The organism is Mesorhizobium sp., assembly GCF_005063415.1.
Taxonomy (GTDB): Bacteria; Pseudomonadota; Alphaproteobacteria; order Rhizobiales; family Rhizobiaceae; genus Mesorhizobium.
Genome location: NZ_SUEG01000118.1, coordinates 1 through 15899, shown reverse-complemented (window position 1 = coordinate 15899; position 15899 = coordinate 1). Strand labels below are relative to the sequence as shown.

The following is a 15899-nucleotide window of genomic DNA, read 5'->3' as shown; positions in this document are numbered from 1 at the left end:
TCGACCAGCGGGCGAAGACCATCCTCAAGGTGGCCTCTGAGATCGTGCGCCAGCAGGACGCTTTTCTCGTCCACGGCGTGCGGCACCTGAAGCCGCTCAACCTACGCACGGTGGCGGACGCCATCGGCATGCACGAATCAACGGTCAGCCGGGTCACGGCAAACAAATACATGCTGACGCCGCGCGGTGTGTTCGAACTGCGCTATTTCTTCACCGCCTCGATCGCTTCGTCAGGTGGCGGCGATGCGCATTCGTCGGAAGCGGTGCGCGACCGCATAAAGCAGCTGATCGACGAGGAGAAAGCCGTCGATGTGCTTTCCGACGATGCCATCGTGGACATGCTGCGGGAAAGCGGCGTCGACATCGCCAGGCGCACGGTTGCCAAATACCGGGAAGGCATGAACATACCCTCTTCGGTGCAGCGGCGGCGCGAAAAACGCGCTTTGGCCAGCGCCGGCCGTTGATCTCCGGCGGAATTTCCACGGCTTTCGCCCTTCATTGACAAGCGGCAACGAAGTGGCTAGAAGCCCGCCCGCATGAGACGGGCTGGCGAGTGGATTTGAGTTCGCTGATGCCCGCACGAGAGATGGTCCGTCACGACGTAGGCCACGGGACGGCCAAGAAGGCGGCTTGTGATCAACCGGAAAGTTCGGATCTAAAATCGGCGCAAGTGACGCCGCAAAAGCTTGTGCGCGCGGACCACGAGTATAAACTCGGGACAGTTTGAAGCCTGAGCAAGGAAGGTCAGTTTTCAGATGACACTGCGCATATCGGGAAAACACATGGATATCGGCGATGCGTTCCGTACGCGCATCAACGACCGTGTCGGCGAAGTGATCGGGAAATATTTCGATCGGGGCTTTTCAGGGCAAATCGTAGTCGTCAAATCGGGGTCGCGCTACACGGCCGATTGCATGATCCGGCTGGATTCCGGTGCTTCGCTGCAGGCGACCGGCGATGCCCAGGATCCAACGCTTGCCTTCGATACCGCGGCGGACCGTCTGGAAACACGCCTCAGGCGCTACAAGCGCCGGCTGAAGTCGCACAATTCAGGCAACAGCAACGGCGAGCTCACCGACGTCGCCTATACGGTGATGGCGCCGCTTGCCGACGACGAGGAGGACATACCGGAGAATTTCGCGCCGGCCATCGTCGCCGAATCGACCATGACGCTGCGGACCATGTCGGTGGCGTCAGCGGTGATCGAACTCGACACCAAGGACAGCCCGGTCCTGGTCTTCCGCAATGCCGGAAACGACCATCTCAACATCGTCTATCGCCGGCCGGACGGGAATATTGGCTGGATCGACCCGTCCACGGCCAAGGTCGCGCAGGGGTAAAAACCAGCCGCACGCGAGCGTGGGGACTGGCGACGGCAGGCGAACAAGGGATTTCAAGCATGGATCTGAGCGATCTCGTCAGCGTTCCGGCAATCATGCCGACGTTGAAGGCGAACTCCAAAAAGCAGCTGCTGCAACTGCTGTCCGAAAGGGCGGCGGCGATTTCCGGCATTCCGGAGCGAGAGGTGTTCGACACCATCCTGCAACGTGAGCGCCTCGGCTCGACCGGCGTCGGCAACGGCATCGCCATTCCGCACGGCAAGCTGGCCGGGGTGAAGCGGATCGCCGGCGTTTTTGCCCGGCTGGAGACACCGGTCGACTTCGAGGCCCTCGATGATCAGCCGGTCGACCTGGTGTTTCTGCTTTTGGCCCCCGAAGGTGCCGGCGCCGACCACCTCAAGGCGCTATCGCGCATCGCGCGGGTGCTGCGCGATGCCGACACGGTTGCCAAGATCAGGGGCACGCGCGACGCCGTGGCCATCCATGCGCTGCTGTCGGACACGCAGGCCTCGCACGCCGCCTGAGGTTTTGATTAAATCCGTTGAAGGGCCGCCGTGAGCGGCCCTGTCCGTTCCAACCAGATCGCTGCGCCGTATTTGTCAGTGGATAGCGACGTTAGTGGATAGCGACCGGGGTCAGATCGTTTTCCAGGGCGCCAGCCAGTGCCCGGTCGCGAGCGTCCGAAAGCAGGATCGGCTGGCCATTGGCGGCAAACAGGGCCCACAGTTCCAGCCCGGGGGCGATTTCGCCGAGACCCGGGAAACGGCCGCGCAGATCGTCGCTCGACACTTTCCTGAGATAGGCGACCGAACCTTCGCCGAGATGGGCGAATTCGCCGCTGGTCATAATGATATTTTCGTTAGTTCTGGTCATTTCAAGCCTCCTTGCCGCGAGACGCCGCTCAAGGCCATCCCGCATGAGAGCTATCGGCAAAAATCAGTCTTTCACCGATATGTTTATTTTTCGTACCAGCCGTTCGGATTCCGGCCGATCGAGATCGATCGACAGAAGGCCGTTCTTCAATTCCGCCGCAATCACCCGCATGCCGTCGGCCAGCACGAAACAGCGCTGGAACTGGCGCGCGGCGATACCGCGGTGGAGAAATTCGCGCTCGGTGTCGTCGTTCTGACGGCCGCGCACGACCAACTGGTTCTCCTCCGTTGTGACATCGAGATCGCTTTCCGCGAAACCGGCGACGGCGAGCGTGATACGCAGCCTTTCGGTTTTGCCGTCGGCACCGCTGAGGCGCTCGATGTTGTAGGGAGGATAGCTGTCACCGGACTTTGCCAACCGCTCCAGCGTCTTTTCCATGGAATCGAAACCGAGGAGAAGCGGGCTGGAAAAAGGCGTCATTCGGCTCATGTTACAGTGTCCTCTCAAGAGCGACATAAACTGGAAAAACCCGGATGGCATTTTTCCCGATGGTCTTGATATGGTCCGCCGCCCGGCAGACTTCAAGCCGTCACACGTCCCGCCCAAAAAGACTTGCCAAAACAAGGAATTGAGATGCCCCAATCCCGCAGGATCATCATCGACACTGACCCCGGCCAGGACGATGCCGTCGCCATATTGCTGGCGCTCGGCAGCGCCGAGCTGGAGATCGTCGGCATCACCGCGGTGGCCGGCAACGTGCCGTTGAAACTTACCGAAAAAAACGCCCGCAAGATCTGCGAGCTGGCCGGCCGGCCGGACGTCAAGGTCTATGCAGGCGCCATCCGGCCGCTGGCGCGCGAACTGGTCACCGCCGAGGAAGTGCATGGCAAGACCGGCCTCAACGGGCCGCAACTGCCCGAGCCAAAGATGAAGCTGCAGGACGAGTATGCGGTCGATTTCATCGTCGAGACGCTGATGAGCGAGGAGAGCGGCACGATCACGCTGTGCGCGCTCGGGCCGCTCACCAACGTTGCGCTGGCGCTGATCCGCGAGCCGAAAATCGCGCCGCGCATCAAGGAGATCGTGCTGATGGGCGGCGGCTTCTTCGAGGGCGGCAACGTCACGCCGACCGCCGAATTCAACATCTATGTCGACCCGCATGCCGCCGATGTCGTGTTCAAATCCGGCATTCCGATCGTGATGATGCCGCTCGATGTCACCCACAAGGCACTGACCACCGCCAAGCGCACGAAGGCCTTCCGCAAGCTCGGCACCAGGGTCGGCACGGCCACAGCGGACATGCTGGAATTCTTCGAACGTTTCGACGAGGAAAAATACGGCACCGATGGCGGCCCGCTGCACGATCCTTGCGTCATCGCCTACCTATTGAAGCCGAAGCTGTTCAAGGGCCGCAAATGCAATGTCAGCGTGGAAACCGCCTCGGAGCTCACCATGGGCATGACGGTGATCGACTGGTGGGGGGTGACCAAGCGGCCGAAGAACGCCATGGTGATGCGTGACATCGACCATGATGCGTTTTTCGAGCTGTTGCTGGAAAGGCTGGGGCGGCTTTAGGGCCGTCTTTCATTCCCGAAGCAGACGATACGTTTCGGTGTCGTTCACGCGACGCTGTCGCTCGATCAAAACTTGCGAGCCGATGGCGCGCGGCGCGCTCGGGTCGCCATATACGAACACCAAGAGGTTATTTTCTTCGAGGCGGATTCCGTAGAGATAGCGGAATCCGTCACCGACCGCACCTTCGGGATTTGGGGAAGCGTTGAGGACGTTAACCACAGTGCCTGGCACGCGCTCCACATCGACGATGGGGCTGCTCCGCCTTGCAATCAGTGCGCCGATTGCCAAAATGCAGACGCCCACCACAAGGCTGGTGGTGATGATGCCCCGGAGGTTTTCCCGCAGTATCAGCAAGGTGAAGGCCAGCCGCGCTCTTGTCATGGTTCAATTTGCAAACCGGTAAAAGACGAAGCCATTGTCGCGCGTTACGCGCTCGATGCCGACGCGCGAGCCGATCAGATGCGGGAGGTCGTCGTAAACCAGGACCGTCGAACCGTTCTCAAGGACCAGTAGATATTGGATATTCTGCCCTTTACCCTGTCCACTTTTGATCGTTGCATCGACCGGGTCGACCGACCGGATCGGACTTGCGTCATTCGCCCATTTGTTCAGAGCCGACGGAACCATCGCCGCGAACAAAGCGATGAACAGGATCACGCCAAACGCGTTCCTTTTCAAATCCGCGTAAGTCCACGGCATAGACATGAATCCCCCCTGTTGATCCATGTGGTGGCCTGAAGGCCGACTTTCAATCGGCCTCCTATTCCAGGACGTTGCTGTTGGCGTCGCCGGGCTCGCGGCTGTTACTTCGCCTTGGAAAACGCCAGCCACAGGCCGCCGCCGACCAGGAAGCTGCCGCTGATCCGCGAAAGCAGCTTGACGCGGCCGGCCGACAGCAGGCGTCCGGCGCGGCCGGCGGCCAGCGCGTAGGTCGAATCCGAAACTGCGGCGAAGATCATCGCGGTGAGACCCATGACGCCGATCTGTAATGCGTAATTGCCTTCGGGGGCGATGAACTGCGGAAAGAAGGCGCCGAAGAACACCAGCGTCTTTGGATTGCTGATCGCCACCAGCAGGCCCTGCAAAAAGAAGCCGCCACGCGGCCTTTTTGCCGTTCCGTCGGCGTTAAGCTTGCCTTTCGAGCGGAACATCTGCACGCCCATCCAGATCAGGTAAGCGGCGCCGATCAGCCGAACCCACTCGAACCAGTGGCCCATGCCCGCGATCAGCGAAGTCAATCCGATGCCGACAATGGCGATCATGATGGCTAGCCCGGCCTGGGTGCCGGCGACATTGGCGAGGCCCGCGCGCGAGCCGTGGCGGATGCTGTTGGCGATGATCAGCGTCACCGTCGGCCCCGGCACCAGAATGATGACGATGCAGGCGACGACGTATGTGGCGTAGAGTTCCAGCGACATTTTTCCCTCCGCAGAATGCCGCTCGTGCGGCGCGCTGTCGCGATCAATGCATGGCGATGAGTTGCGTGCAAGTCGGCGAGGCGCCGACAATGCGGAGCTGATTTCAGCAGGCGCCGGGCTGCCATGGCAGCGTTGCCTCATAGGCGGCAGCCGCCCTCAGCGCGGAGAGGTCACCGCGCGGTCGCCCGATCAATTGCATGCCCATTGGCCTGCCCCTGGCGTCGAAGCCCGCCGGTACGTTGACCGCCGGGCAGCCGCCCAGCGTGGCGAGCGCTGAGACCTGCATCCAGCGATGATAGCTGTCCATGGCACGCCCAGCCACTTCCCTTGGCCAGTGGGTGACGACATCGAAGGGAAAGACCTGTGCGGCTGGCAGCGCAATCAGGTCGAATCGCTCGAAGAGCGATAGCAGCATTCGATGCCAGGACGAGCGCCTCACCGTTGCGGCATGGATCTGCGGCGCGGTGAGGCGCAGCGCATGTTCCACCTCCCACACGGCCTCCGGCTTCAGCAGACTGCGTTTCGAGGGATCGTCGTAATGCGCCTTGAGCGCACAACCGCTGCTCGCCTGCCGAAGCGTTACAAAGGCCAGCCACAGCGCTTCGAAGTCGAATTCCGGCATCAGCGGCTCGGCCTCGAAGGATACATCCGCGAACCGGCCGAGTGCTGCCTCGCAAAGCTGTAGAATGCCTGCTTCAACCGGCAGATGACCGTCGAGATCGCCGAGCCACGCGATACGCCCGCCGGCCGCCGGCGTTTCCACCCCTTCGAGAAACGAGCCTGGCTTATCATGCGACAGCGGCGCGCGAGGATGATAGCCGGCCTGCACGTCGAGCAGCAGCGCCATGTCGCGCACGTTGCGCCCCATCGGCCCTTCGACGCCCATCTGCGCATGAAACACATCAAGGTCAGGGCCAGCCGGCACCAATCCCTGCGATGGACGGAAGCCATAGACATTGTTGTAGGCAGCGGGATTGCGCAGCGAGCCGCCAAAATCGCTGCCATCGGCAACGGGAACCATGTCGAGCGCCAGCGCGACGGCCGCGCCGCCGCTCGAGCCGCCGGCGGTCAGCGCCGGGTCGAACGCGTTGAGCGTCTGTCCGAACACGGTGTTGTAGGTGTTGGAGCCAAGCCCGAATTCGGGAACGTTGGTCTTGCCGATGATGATGGCGCCGGCTTTGCGGACGCGCTCGACGAAGAAGTCGTCTTCCTCAGGCACGAAATCGGCGAAGATCGGCGAGCCGAAGGTGGTTCTCAGGCCTTTTGTCAGCGCAAGGTCCTTAATCGCGATCGGCAGGCCGAACAGCGATCCGGTATCTCCTCCTCGCGCCAGATGGGCGTCAGCGCTGTCGGCCTCGCGCAGGATGTCGGGATGCTCACGCAATGAAACGATAGCGTTGACCAGCGGGTTCACCGCCTCGATCCTGTCGAGAAATGCCGCGATCACTTCGCGCACCGAAAGCTGCCGGCGCCTGATCTTGTCGGCAAGCTCCACGGCAGACAGGCGGCAGATGTCGCCGACGGGCGGCACAGCATGCTTGGTCGTCGGGCGCATCGCTGTCATCCCGCTTCAGCCTGTAGATTTCTGCAGGGCGGCATCGACGTCCCTGGCCAGCGGGATGGCCGGTTGTGCACCGGCTTTCAGGCAGGCCAGCGAACCGGCTGCGGCAGCGCGGGCAAGCGCCTGGTCGAGCGGCAGGCCGGCTGCCAGCCCGGCAGCAAAATAGCCGCAGAACGTGTCGCCGGCGCCGACCGTGTCGAGCGGGGTGATCTGCAGCGCCGGAACCATCAGAAGATCGTCCGGCGTTGCCGCCAGAACGCCGTCCGGGCCAAGCGTGGCGACGATGGTGCGGCCGGTTCTCGCGGCATAGTCGCGCATCCGTGCCGGGCGGTCGCGGCCATTCAACGACAGCGCCTCGCCATAGAGGTCGAACTCGGTTTCGTTGGCGACGAGATAGTCGGCCTTGCCAAGGAAGCCGGCCGCGTCACCATGGAAAGGTGCGGTGTTGAGCACTGTGATCGCGCCGGCCGTCCTTGCCGCGTCGAGTGCTGCCTCGACGGTCTGCAGCGGGATCTCCAGTTGCAGCAGCACGACGTCGCCGTTTTTCAGGAAAGCCTTGGAAAGGTCACCCGGCACGACCGAATCATTGGCGCCCGCCACGACGGCGATCACGTTCTCGCCGTCGGCGCCGACCATGATCAACGCGGTACCGGTCGAGGCAAAGGTCTCGCCGACACCGGACAGGTCGATCTTGCCGTCGCGCAGCAGCGCCAGAGCGTCGCTGGCGAAGCTGTCCTTGCCGACGGCGCCGACCATGCGCACCTTGGCGCCGGCGCGGGCGGCGGCCAGCGCCTGGTTGGCGCCTTTGCCGCCGGGGGCAGTGGCGAAACCGGAGCCGCGCACCGTCTCGCCGGGACCGGGCAAGCGGTCGACACTGGCGATGAGGTCGAGATTGATGGAGCCGATGACGACGATCAAGAAGTGCCTCCCGCTAGCGCATATCACTCTAATTGCGCGGGAAGCTACTCCGTAAGATCGCTGCTTGTCACCCTAGCGGTCCTTGCATCGCTCCTGTCGTTCCATTCGTTGGCTTCAAGAGACCTGTCCCGCCTCCCAGCCGAGGATCGCGCGTTTGCGGGTCAGGCCCCAATGGTAGCCGGTGAGCGCGCCGGACTTGCCGAGAGCCCGGTGGCACGGCACGACGAAGGACATCGGATTGGCACCGACCGCGGCACCGACAGCCCGGCTGGCGCTCGGTGCGCCGATGCGTGCGGCGATCGAGGAATAGGTGCAGGCCTGGCCCATCGGAATGCGCAGCAAGGCCTCCCAGACACGGACCTGGAAGTCTGTGCCGATCATGACAACGCGCAGCGGCTGGTCGGCGCGCCACAGCGACGGATCGAAGATGCGCGCGGCATAGGGCGCCGTCGCCGCCATGTCCTCGACATAGGTCGCATTCGGCCAGCGGCTGGACATGTCGGCAAAGGCCGCACGCTCGCCGCCGGGGTCGTTGAAGGCGAGGCCGGCAAGGCCGCGGTCCGTCACCATGATCAGCGCGATGCCGAAAGGCGAGATATGATAGCCGTAGCGGATGGTGAGCCCGGCGCCGCGGGTCTTGTAGTCGCCCGGCGACATCGCTTCGTGAGTGACGAACAGATCGTGCAGCCGGCCTGGGCCGGACATGCCGAGCTCGAACGAGGTTTCAAGCAGCGGCATGCCGGCATCGAGCAGTTTGCGCGCATGATCGAGGGTGACGGCCTGCAGAAAAGCCTTGGGCGACAGGCCGGCCCAGCGGGTGAACAGCTTCTGCAGCCCGGTCGGCGTATCGCCGACCTCCTCGGCCAGCACTTCCAACGAAGGCTGGTCGCGATAGTCGAGGCTGATCTTTTCGATGGCACGACGGACGATTTCGTAGTCGCCGCCTTCAGGCGTGATGTCTTTCTGAAGGATTGCTGTCGTTTTGAGAGGCATTTGGGCGTTCATGGCAGTATCTCCTTGAGTGCGAATATCGTCTTTCGCGGCGCCGATCACCACCCGAAACTTGCTTTCCCGCGGCATGTACCCAGATAGAGCTGGCTTTGAATGGGGAGGACGGTCGTGGCCGGTGAAAAAGTAAACCTGACCGGGGCAAAGGAGACTTTGCTTTTGACACTTTACGGCAAGGCGCTGGAGAGCCGGCTGCCCAATTCGCTGCTCAGGGACTACTTTGCCGACGAGGCGGTGCGCAACATCGATTATGATTTCTCACGGGTCAAGGTCGACAACAATCTCGGCATCGGTCTAGCAATCAGGGCAAAGACGCTGGACGTCTGCGTTCAGGACTTTGTCGCCGGAAATCCTGACGCCATCGTACTGCATCTGGGGTGTGGGCTCGATACGCGCATATTCCGTATCGACCCGCCAGCCGGCGTGGACTGGTTCGACGTCGACTATCCCGAAGTCATCGAGCTCAGGCGCAAGCTCTATCCCGTGCCGGATCACTACCACCTGATCGCTTCGTCGGTCACCGAACCGGGATGGCTGAACGAAGTACCTCGGGATCGCCCGGCCATAGTCGTGGCGGAAGGCCTGACTCCCTACCTGGGCGCCGAGGAGGGGCAGCAGCTGTTTTCTCGTTTGGTGGGACATCTTTCGAGCGGCGAACTGGTTTTCGATGCCTATAGTCGCCTGGGCCTGAAGATCATTCGCCTCAATTCCTCATTCCGCGCTACCGGCGCCGAGGTCCATTGGAGCATCGAGAACCCGCATGAATTGGAGCGAGCCGTTCCGAAGCTGCGGTTCGTCGAGGACATCCCTGCCTATAAGCCGGAACATGCCGCTCGCATGCGCTGGTTCGCGAAACTGTTTGTTCGCCTTTGGAAATACATTCCGGCATTGCGCAAGATCGGCAGGCTGTTGCGCTATCGGTTCTGAAACGCTGGCTCAGCGCGCCTTGGCGGTCGCCAGAGCGCGCGAAAATGCGGTGGCAAAACTCTCGCGGTCGTCGGGGTTGAGAAAGCCGCCGATCGAGACGGTTTTTCCTTGCGCCTCGACCGCCATTCTGGTGATGCCGATCTCGGCGTGGCGGGCGATCGAAAAGCGTGCCCAGAACGGATTGAAGCGGTGTGCTTCCGATTTGCCTGACGGGGCAGTCTTGCGGATGTCGAGGCTGGTGCGCGACACCGATACCTCCTCGCGAGCCCGGGCGGCACGATAATTGGCGCGGAAGGCGACGTAGACGGCGATCACGTCGAGGCCGAAGAAGCCGAACACCGGCCAGGCGCCGCGCGACAGAAAAAACGCTCCGGTCACCAGCCACCCGAACAGCAGTGCGCCCATCAGAATGGCAAAGCCGGTCTTGCCCAGCGACCGGTGCGGTGTCAGCAGCGCCTGGAAGAATGGCTCGTCGGCCTGAAATGAGGCGTTTGTGTCGCTCATTGCAGAATATTATAGGAAGGCAATGACAAGCCCCAAGCCCAAAAACTCTTCGGCGCTAAGAAAAGACTTGTTGCCCGGCCGCCGCGACGGCTCGAACGCCAAGCCGCGTCCGCGGCCGGCGAGGTCGCGGGCGCTTTACAGCCCCGCCGAGGTGCATGAGATTTTCCGACGCTTTTCCGTTCAGCGGCCGGAGCCGAAAGGCGAACTCGAACATATCAACGCCTTCACGCTGTTGGTGGCGGTGGTGCTTTCAGCGCAGGCGACGGATGCCGGCGTCAACAAGGCGACGCGGGCGCTGTTCAAAATTGCCGACACGCCGCAAAAGATGCTGGCGCTGGGCGAGGCCAAGCTCGGCGACCATATCCGCACCATCGGGCTATGGCGCAACAAGGCCAAGAACGTCATCGCGCTGTCGGAGGCGCTGATCCGCGACCATGGCGGCGAGATACCCGAGGATCGCGATCAACTGGTCGAGTTGCCGGGTGTCGGGCGCAAGACTGCCAACGTCGTGCTCAACGTGGCATTCGGCCAGCATACGATGGCGGTCGACACGCACATCTTCCGTATCGGCAACAGGCTCGGCCTGGCGCCGGGCAAGACGCCGGAACAGATCGAGCAAGGGTTCCTGAAAATCATTCCGGACGAATATATGCGGCATGCGCATCATTGGCTGATCCTGCACGGCCGCTATGTCTGCAAGGCGCGCAAGCCGGATTGCCCGGCCTGCGTCATCGCCGATATCTGCAAGGCCAAGGAAAAGACGACCAGCGTGCCTGCACCGCTGGTCGAGATCGCGCCGCTCGGGCCAGTAGAAGCGGCTACTGAGTCAATGCCCGCCAAGTGACTCTGAAGTTCCTCCCATGTGGCGCCGTCCACGTTCAGGAGCTCTCCTCGACGAACACCTCCTCGCGCTTCTTCCTGACCGCGGGGAGAAACACGATGACGAGCACGGCAAGCGCGATGAGGAGCAGGCTGGCGCTGATCGGCCGCGTCACGAAGGTGCTCGGATCGCCGCGCGAGAGAATCATGGCGCGGCGCAGGTTTTCCTCGAGCAGCGGGCCGAGCACGAAGCCGAGCAGCAGCGGCGCAGGTTCGCAGCGCAGCTTGGTCAGGAGGTAGCCAAGCAAGCCGAAGAAGGCGACGGCATAGAGGTCGTAGACATTGGTGTTGACGCTGTAAACGCCGATCGAGCAGAACGCCATGATGATCGGGAAGAGCACATAGTAGGGGATGGTAAGAAGTTTCACCCAAAGCCCGATCAGCGGCAGGTTCAAGATGATCAGCATCAGATTGCCGATCCACATCGAGGTGATGATACCCCAAAACAGCGCAGGCTGTTCGATGGCGACATTGGGGCCGGGCACGATGCCCTGGATGATCATCGCGCCGATCATCAGCGCCATTACCGGGTTGGCCGGAATGCCGAGCGTCAGCATAGGGATGAAGGAGGTCTGCGCGCCGGCATTGTTGGCCGATTCCGGCCCGGCGACGCCTTCGATGGCGCCCTTGCCGAATTCCCCCGGATTGTTCGAGACACGTTTTTCGACGGTGTATGAGGCAAAGGCGGCAAGGATCGCGCCGCCTCCCGGCAGGATGCCGAGCGCCGAACCGATGATCGTTCCGCGCACGATGGGAGCCGCCATGCGCCGAAAATCGTCGCGGGTCGGCATAAGGCCGGAGATCTTTCGGATCAGCACGGAACGCTCATGCTCGTTTTCGAGGTTGCGCAGTATCTCGGCGACGCCGAAGACGCCGACCGCCACTGCGACGAAATTCAGCCCGTCGGCATATTCGCGGATGCCGAGCGTGAAGCGGGGCGTACCGGTATAAATATCCGTGCCGACAAGTCCCAGCAGCAGGCCGAGCACGACCATGGCCAGCGCCTTGACGATCGAGCCGTGGGCGAGCGCGACGGACGAGACCAGGCCGACGATCATCAGCGAAAAATACTCGGCCGCGCCGAATCTCAGCGCTATCGCCGTCAGCGGTGGGGCAAAGATGGCGACGAGGAAGGTCGACACCGTGCCGGCAAAGAACGAGCCTATCGCCGCGGTCGCCAGAGCTGCTCCGGCGCGGCCGTTCCTGGCCATCTGGTAGCCGTCGATTGCGGTGACGGCCGACGAGGATTCGCCGGGCATGTTGATGAGAATGGCGGTGGTCGAGCCGCCATACTGCGCGCCGTAATAGATGCCGGCGAGCATGATGAGAGAGGAAACCGGGTCGCCGATCTGGAAGGTGATCGGCAACAGCATGGCGATGGTAGCGGTGGCGCCGATGCCGGGCAGGACGCCAATCAGCGTGCCGAGAAGGACGCCGATCAGGCAGAAACCGAGGTTTGCCAAAGATGTGGCTGTCGAAAAGCCGAGTGCGAGGTTGTTGAGGAGTTCCATTTCATCTCCTCACAACGATAGTGGCAGCCATGGGCCGAAACGCCGGAACGGCAGGCCGAGTGCGTAGCTGAAGACGACGAATGCGAACAGCGTCAGGCCGGCTGACAGAACGAGTGCGGTCAGCGGCTTCATACGGCCGCTGCCGAACGATGCGATCAGCGCCGTCAGGAAGATCGACGGGATGAAGCCGAGGCCGCGCACCGTCAGGCCGAAGAAGATCGGAGCAGGCAGGATGAACAGCATGCCGCGCCACGCAATGTAACCGATCGGCTCGCTCTCGAAACGCACTGCTTGGACGAGGATGGCGGCGCCAAGCAGGATCAGCACGATCGCCAGGACCAGCGGGAAATAGCCTGGCCCCATGCGAAAGGCGGTGCCGATTTCGAGGCCCAGCGACTGCAGCGCGAAAAAGGCGCCAATAAAGATCAACAGCGCGGCGCATATGCCGTTCGTTCTGTCGATTGCGAAAGGTTTCATGGCGTCCTCCCGGCCCGCCTCACGGGCGTGCCGATGCCGGTGTAAAAACGGGGCGCTGGCGGCGCCCCGTTAAAACCTTTAGTCGGCGTACTGGCCGGCCGCTTCGATGATCGGTTTCCAGCGCACGATCTCACTTTCCAGCTTGGCCTTGAGCGCAGCCGGCGTGGCATCGGCCTCGGGCGACGGCTTGGTGCCGAGTTCGGCAAATCGGGCGACGACGTTCTGGTCCGTCAGCGCCACCTGCAGAGATTTCGACAGGCGTTCGGTGATCTCGGCCGGCGTGCCCTTGGGTGCATAGATGCCGTGCCAGATGCCGACCTGCACCTGGGGAAGGCCGGCTTCTATCGTCGTCGGCACGTCCGGCAGCACGTCTAGGCGTTGTGGCGAGGTTACGGCATAGGCCTTGATCGTGCCGCCCTGGATCTGCTTGGTGGTATTGGTCGTCTGGTCGCACATGATATCGACCTGGCCGCCGAGAAGATCAGTCATGGCCGGGCCGGTGCCCTTGTAGGGCACGGTGACCAGCGGCGTGCCGATGGCGCTCATGAACAGCATGCCGCACAGATGCGAGGCCGCGCCTATCCCGGCATTGGCGACGGTGACGGTGTCCTTGTTGGCCTTGGCATAGTCGACCAGTCCCTTCAGATCGGTCGGCTCGAGGTCCTTGCGGGCGACGATGGTCATCGGCACCTCGGTGACGAGGCCGACATATTCGAACGCGTTCAGCGTGTCGTAGGCGAGATTCCTATATAGCGTCGCACTGGTCGCCATGCCGATGTGATGGAGGAGCAGCGTGTAGCCGTCAGGCTCGGCATTCGCGACGCGGCCGGCGCCCAGTGTGCCGCCGGCGCCGCCGACATTCTCGACGATAACCTGCTGGCCGAGGTCCTTCGACATGGCTTCTGCGATAAGACGCGTGACGGTGTCGGTCGGGCCGCCGGCCGAAAACGGCACGACAATGGTGATGGTGCGTTCGGGGTAGGTCTGCGCGCCAGCGGCCGACGGATAAAGCATGGCGGCCGCAGCGACAGCCAGCGCGGCGATGAATTTTCGCATCGTGTCTCCTCCCAGAATATGATTACCAACGGCTGCGCGGATTCCTCTAAAACCGACTGTAGATGGAGCAATAACTAGCGCAACCCGACAAATGACAATCGGGCTCAAACGGCAAACTGCACGTTTGTCCGCGCAAATGAGTGGGAAGGTTGGGCCATGCGATGCCCTTCCTCCAACCTATTCTAATAGCCGTAGCCGCGCGCCATCGCTGCCGCGAACACCGGGATCAGCAGGAAGATGAAGGCCTCGGTGCGGACATAGGTGCGCACGAACGTTAGCTCTGCCGCAGACACCTGGAAGCCGGGATTGGCGCTCGCCTGCCTGTTCCAGGACAGGAAACGGATGGTCGGGATAATCGACAACAGGCCGACAATGGCGAAAGCGGCCATCTTTGCCCAGAACATCCAATTGTAGACGTAGAATTCCCAGCCTTTCAGACCATAGACGACGCGGCCGATGCCAACGACGATGATCAGCATGGCAATGATGCCGTAGTGGCGGTCGATGCCGACGAGCCGCTTCAGCATCGCAGCGGACAAGTCGCTGCGGATCAGGACGAATTCGGCGCCGATGATGCCTGCCAGCGAAAACACCAGCAGATGATGGAAGATGGCAAGCACAAGGTCGGTAGTGTCCACGCTGTTTTCCCTGTGTCGGACGGCAGCGTCGAAACCCAACGCGCCTGAACCAGTACTGCAGAAAAACTAACACCGCGTGGCAGGATTCACATCAGCCTGGAAGATGATCTACACAGCCTTGGCTCTTGTTTTTTGCCACGGATTTGGATTTCCCGTTCGTGCGTGTCGCTGTCCCCACTTTTGGAAGACCTGCATTGGGCACCGGCAACACAACCGAGACATGACCATGGCCAGTCCGCAGACAATTGTCGCTCCAGTGATTGAAACCTCGCGCACGGTCCTGCGGCCGCACCGACTTGACGATTTCGACGCCTATGTCGCCATGTGGGCCGATCCCGTCGTCACCCGCTTTATCGGCGGCAAGCCGCGCACGCGGGAGGAAAGCTGGATGCGCTTCCTGCGCCACGCCGGCCTGTGGTCGCTTCTGGGTTACGGCTTCTGGGCGATCGAGGAAAAGGCGACCGGCCGCTTCATCGGCGAGGTCGGCTTTCACGATCTGAAACGCGACATGACGCCGTCGATCGAGGGCATTCCGGAGGCCGGCTGGGCTCTGGTTTCGGGCGCGCATGGCCAGGGGTTGGCCAGCGAAGTCGTCGCACGGGTGCTTGCCTGGGGCGACGAGACGTTCGGCGCCGCGAAAACCGTCTGCATCATCGACCCGGAAAACACCGGCTCGCTGAACGTCGCGGCAAAATGCGGTTATGGCGAAGTGCTGCGAACCGTCTACCAAGGCAAGCCGACTATCCTGCTAGAGCGGCAGCCCTGACGGATGCTGTCTGGTCTGTGCCTGCCACGTCGTCGTCGGGCGTCGAGTTCGCCTGCCTGAAGATCGCACGGGCCGATTGTGCCGCATGCGGCGTGTTCTGTCTTTGACAGGAAGACGCAAACTCTGCATGAATTTTATCGAGCGGGTCTGAAGTCAGGCCACGTTTCTGGCAGGCACCGGAGGAGGTGTCGCGATTTGGAGGAATCCCATGCTGAACAGACGCCGATTCTTGATGAGCACCGCGGCAGCAGGTGCTGCCGGACTCGCGGTATCGCATTTTGTCCCCGCCTTCGCGCAGGACGCGCCCCAGCTGCAGATTTTCGTGCCGGCGGCGCCGGGCGGCGGCTGGGACCAGACGGCGCGTGCCATGGACCAGGTGCTGCGCAGCGAAAAGCTGATTTCCGGCTCGCAGATCACCAATGTCGGCGGCGCCGGCGGTACAGTCGGC

20 protein-coding genes and 1 pseudogene are annotated in these 15899 nt (G+C 62.3%); 8 read left to right on the top strand and 13 right to left on the bottom strand.

Annotated elements, in window-relative coordinates:
- From E5W70_RS24365 to ptsN, 3 genes and pseudogenes are all read left to right on the top strand, one after another.
- Positions 1-464 (top strand): annotated as a pseudogene (locus E5W70_RS24365) (RNA polymerase sigma-54 factor); the annotation flags it as partial.
- Between the two features lie 291 nt (positions 465-755).
- Positions 756-1340: a ribosome-associated translation inhibitor RaiA gene (gene raiA, locus E5W70_RS24360; RefSeq protein WP_023675267.1), complete on the top strand. Its 585-nt coding sequence runs from the start codon at positions 756-758 to the stop codon at positions 1338-1340.
- A 59-nt stretch (positions 1341-1399) separates the two neighbouring features.
- Positions 1400-1864 carry a PTS IIA-like nitrogen regulatory protein PtsN gene (gene ptsN / locus E5W70_RS24355; RefSeq protein ID WP_292663270.1) on the top strand — a complete coding sequence of 155 codons (465 nt, stop codon included), beginning with the start codon at positions 1400-1402 and terminating at the stop codon, positions 1862-1864.
- 91 nt (positions 1865-1955) lie between these two features.
- Here the strand turns inward: ptsN and E5W70_RS24350 are convergent, their stop codons facing one another.
- On the bottom strand, positions 1956-2213 hold the full coding sequence (locus tag E5W70_RS24350) for a DUF1150 family protein (protein WP_023675269.1): 258 nt from the start codon (positions 2211-2213) through the stop codon (positions 1956-1958).
- Between the two features lie 63 nt (positions 2214-2276).
- Positions 2277-2702: an Hsp20 family protein gene (locus tag E5W70_RS24345; RefSeq protein WP_023675270.1), complete on the bottom strand. Its 426-nt coding sequence runs from the start codon at positions 2700-2702 to the stop codon at positions 2277-2279.
- A 144-nt stretch (positions 2703-2846) separates the two neighbouring features.
- Between E5W70_RS24345 and E5W70_RS24340 the strand changes: the two genes are divergently transcribed.
- Positions 2847-3788: a nucleoside hydrolase gene (locus E5W70_RS24340; RefSeq protein WP_292663268.1), complete on the top strand. Its 942-nt coding sequence runs from the start codon at positions 2847-2849 to the stop codon at positions 3786-3788.
- Between the two features lie 9 nt (positions 3789-3797).
- Here E5W70_RS24340 and E5W70_RS24335 read toward each other — a convergent pair whose 3' ends face one another.
- From E5W70_RS24335 to E5W70_RS24310, 6 genes are all read right to left on the bottom strand, one after another.
- Positions 3798-4169 (bottom strand): hypothetical protein, encoded by a 372-nt coding sequence (locus E5W70_RS24335; protein ID WP_292663266.1) that lies wholly within the window; start codon positions 4167-4169, stop codon positions 3798-3800.
- A gap of 3 nt (positions 4170-4172) precedes the next feature.
- The gene (locus E5W70_RS24330) at positions 4173-4514 is read right to left on the bottom strand and encodes a hypothetical protein (protein WP_292663264.1); all 342 of its coding nucleotides are present in this window, start codon (positions 4512-4514) and stop codon (positions 4173-4175) included.
- 77 nt (positions 4515-4591) lie between these two features.
- Positions 4592-5206 (bottom strand): LysE family translocator, encoded by a 615-nt coding sequence (locus E5W70_RS24325; protein WP_292663261.1) that lies wholly within the window; start codon positions 5204-5206, stop codon positions 4592-4594.
- Positions 5207-5309: 103 nt separating this feature from the next.
- Complete coding sequence (locus tag E5W70_RS24320; protein WP_292663259.1) at positions 5310-6770, bottom strand: amidase; 1461 nt, start codon at positions 6768-6770, stop codon at positions 5310-5312.
- A gap of 6 nt (positions 6771-6776) precedes the next feature.
- On the bottom strand, positions 6777-7685 hold the full coding sequence (locus E5W70_RS24315) for a ribokinase (protein ID WP_292663258.1): 909 nt from the start codon (positions 7683-7685) through the stop codon (positions 6777-6779).
- Positions 7686-7799: 114 nt separating this feature from the next.
- On the bottom strand, positions 7800-8690 hold the full coding sequence (locus tag E5W70_RS24310) for a methylated-DNA--[protein]-cysteine S-methyltransferase (protein WP_292663256.1): 891 nt from the start codon (positions 8688-8690) through the stop codon (positions 7800-7802).
- Positions 8691-8804: 114 nt separating this feature from the next.
- On the opposite strand from E5W70_RS24310, the gene E5W70_RS24305 reads away from it, so the two are divergent.
- Positions 8805-9620, top strand: a complete 816-nt coding sequence (locus E5W70_RS24305) for a class I SAM-dependent methyltransferase (RefSeq protein WP_292663255.1) — start codon at positions 8805-8807, stop codon at positions 9618-9620.
- A 9-nt stretch (positions 9621-9629) separates the two neighbouring features.
- Here the strand turns inward: E5W70_RS24305 and E5W70_RS24300 are convergent, their stop codons facing one another.
- Positions 9630-10124 carry a DUF2244 domain-containing protein gene (locus E5W70_RS24300; RefSeq protein WP_292663253.1) on the bottom strand — a complete coding sequence of 165 codons (495 nt, stop codon included), beginning with the start codon at positions 10122-10124 and terminating at the stop codon, positions 9630-9632.
- Between the two features lie 22 nt (positions 10125-10146).
- Here E5W70_RS24300 and nth point away from each other — a divergent pair, with 22 nt between their 5' ends.
- Positions 10147-10968: an endonuclease III gene (nth, locus tag E5W70_RS24295; RefSeq protein WP_292663251.1), complete on the top strand. Its 822-nt coding sequence runs from the start codon at positions 10147-10149 to the stop codon at positions 10966-10968.
- A gap of 34 nt (positions 10969-11002) precedes the next feature.
- On the opposite strand, the gene E5W70_RS24290 is transcribed toward nth, so the two are convergent.
- The 4 genes from E5W70_RS24290 to E5W70_RS24275 all read right to left on the bottom strand — a co-directional run bounded on the left by E5W70_RS24290 (position 11003) and on the right by E5W70_RS24275 (position 14685).
- Complete coding sequence (locus E5W70_RS24290) at positions 11003-12514, bottom strand: tripartite tricarboxylate transporter permease (RefSeq protein ID WP_292663249.1); 1512 nt, start codon at positions 12512-12514, stop codon at positions 11003-11005.
- A 9-nt stretch (positions 12515-12523) separates the two neighbouring features.
- On the bottom strand, positions 12524-12991 hold the full coding sequence (locus tag E5W70_RS24285) for a tripartite tricarboxylate transporter TctB family protein (protein WP_292663247.1): 468 nt from the start codon (positions 12989-12991) through the stop codon (positions 12524-12526).
- A 78-nt stretch (positions 12992-13069) separates the two neighbouring features.
- Positions 13070-14047, bottom strand: coding sequence for a tripartite tricarboxylate transporter substrate-binding protein (locus E5W70_RS24280; protein ID WP_292663244.1), 978 nt, complete (start codon positions 14045-14047; stop codon positions 13070-13072).
- A 182-nt stretch (positions 14048-14229) separates the two neighbouring features.
- Positions 14230-14685 (bottom strand): DUF2214 family protein, encoded by a 456-nt coding sequence (locus E5W70_RS24275; protein WP_292663240.1) that lies wholly within the window; start codon positions 14683-14685, stop codon positions 14230-14232.
- A 226-nt stretch (positions 14686-14911) separates the two neighbouring features.
- On the opposite strand from E5W70_RS24275, the gene E5W70_RS24270 reads away from it, so the two are divergent.
- Positions 14912-15451: a GNAT family N-acetyltransferase gene (locus E5W70_RS24270; RefSeq protein ID WP_292663273.1), complete on the top strand. Its 540-nt coding sequence runs from the start codon at positions 14912-14914 to the stop codon at positions 15449-15451.
- A 208-nt stretch (positions 15452-15659) separates the two neighbouring features.
- The coding region (locus tag E5W70_RS24265) for a twin-arginine translocation signal domain-containing protein (RefSeq protein ID WP_292663237.1) at positions 15660-15899 on the top strand (240 nt) is incomplete at its 3' end.

Bases quoted from the DNA above. Each gene is read 5' to 3' on its own strand.
- raiA (WP_023675267.1), top strand. From the start codon at position 756: ATGACACTGCGCATATCGGGAAAACACATGGATATCGGCGATGCGTTC.
- ptsN (WP_292663270.1), top strand. From the start codon at position 1,400: ATGGATCTGAGCGATCTCGTCAGCGTTCCGGCAATCATGCCGACGTTG.
- E5W70_RS24350 (WP_023675269.1), bottom strand. From the start codon at position 2,213: ATGACCAGAACTAACGAAAATATCATTATGACCAGCGGCGAATTCGCC.
- E5W70_RS24345 (WP_023675270.1), bottom strand. From the start codon at position 2,702: ATGAGCCGAATGACGCCTTTTTCCAGCCCGCTTCTCCTCGGTTTCGAT.
- E5W70_RS24340 (WP_292663268.1), top strand. From the start codon at position 2,847: ATGCCCCAATCCCGCAGGATCATCATCGACACTGACCCCGGCCAGGAC.
- E5W70_RS24335 (WP_292663266.1), bottom strand. From the start codon at position 4,169: ATGACAAGAGCGCGGCTGGCCTTCACCTTGCTGATACTGCGGGAAAAC.
- E5W70_RS24330 (WP_292663264.1), bottom strand. From the start codon at position 4,514: ATGGATCAACAGGGGGGATTCATGTCTATGCCGTGGACTTACGCGGAT.
- E5W70_RS24325 (WP_292663261.1), bottom strand. From the start codon at position 5,206: ATGTCGCTGGAACTCTACGCCACATACGTCGTCGCCTGCATCGTCATC.
- E5W70_RS24320 (WP_292663259.1), bottom strand. From the start codon at position 6,770: ATGACAGCGATGCGCCCGACGACCAAGCATGCTGTGCCGCCCGTCGGC.
- E5W70_RS24310 (WP_292663256.1), bottom strand. From the start codon at position 8,690: ATGAACGCCCAAATGCCTCTCAAAACGACAGCAATCCTTCAGAAAGAC.
- E5W70_RS24300 (WP_292663253.1), bottom strand. From the start codon at position 10,124: ATGAGCGACACAAACGCCTCATTTCAGGCCGACGAGCCATTCTTCCAG.
- nth (WP_292663251.1), top strand. From the start codon at position 10,147: ATGACAAGCCCCAAGCCCAAAAACTCTTCGGCGCTAAGAAAAGACTTG.
- E5W70_RS24290 (WP_292663249.1), bottom strand. From the start codon at position 12,514: ATGGAACTCCTCAACAACCTCGCACTCGGCTTTTCGACAGCCACATCT.
- E5W70_RS24285 (WP_292663247.1), bottom strand. From the start codon at position 12,991: ATGAAACCTTTCGCAATCGACAGAACGAACGGCATATGCGCCGCGCTG.
- E5W70_RS24280 (WP_292663244.1), bottom strand. From the start codon at position 14,047: ATGCGAAAATTCATCGCCGCGCTGGCTGTCGCTGCGGCCGCCATGCTT.
- E5W70_RS24270 (WP_292663273.1), top strand. From the start codon at position 14,912: ATGGCCAGTCCGCAGACAATTGTCGCTCCAGTGATTGAAACCTCGCGC.